1 protein-coding gene is annotated in these 585 nt (G+C 67.4%); it reads left to right on the top strand.

What is annotated here, in order from left to right:
* Position 1 precedes the first annotated feature (1 nt).
* The coding region (locus tag H9640_RS18890) for a superoxide dismutase (protein WP_191792314.1) at positions 2 to 585 on the top strand (584 nt) is incomplete at its 3' end.

Raw genomic sequence — 585 nt, 5'->3', positions numbered from 1 at the left:
CATGGCTGTCTACACCCTTCCCGAGCTGTCGTACGACTACGGCGCACTCGAGCCCCACATCTCCGGCCGCATCATGGAGCTGCACCACTCCAAGCACCACCAGGCCTACGTGACCGGCGCCAACACGGCACTCGAGAAGCTCGCCGAGGCCCGCGACTCCGGCGACCTCGCCGCGGTCAACCTCCACGAGAAGAACCTCGCGTTCAACCTCGGCGGCCACGTCAACCACTCCGCGTTCTGGACCAACCTCTCCCCCGAGGGCGGCGGCGAGCCCACCGGCGACATCGCCGCAGCCATCGCCGAGGACTTCGGCTCGTTCGAGAAGTTCAAGAAGCACTTCGCCGCCGTCGCCGCAGGCGTCCAGGGCTCGGGCTGGGCCATCCTCGCCTGGGACACCCTCGGCAAGAAGCTCATCATCGTCCAGCTCTACGACCAGCAGGGCAACATCGCCCTGGGCCTGGTCCCGATCGTCCTGCTCGACGTCTGGGAGCACGCCTACTACCTCGACTACCAGAACGTGCGCGCCGACTACGTCACCGCCTGGTGGAACCTCGTCAACTGGGCCGACGCCGACGCACGCCTCGC

Source organism: Oerskovia gallyi, from assembly GCF_014836745.1.
Lineage (GTDB): Bacteria > Actinomycetota > Actinomycetes > Actinomycetales > Cellulomonadaceae > Oerskovia > Oerskovia paurometabola.
Note: the sequence above shows the minus strand (reverse complement) of the source record. Positions and strands in the feature narration are given on the sequence as shown.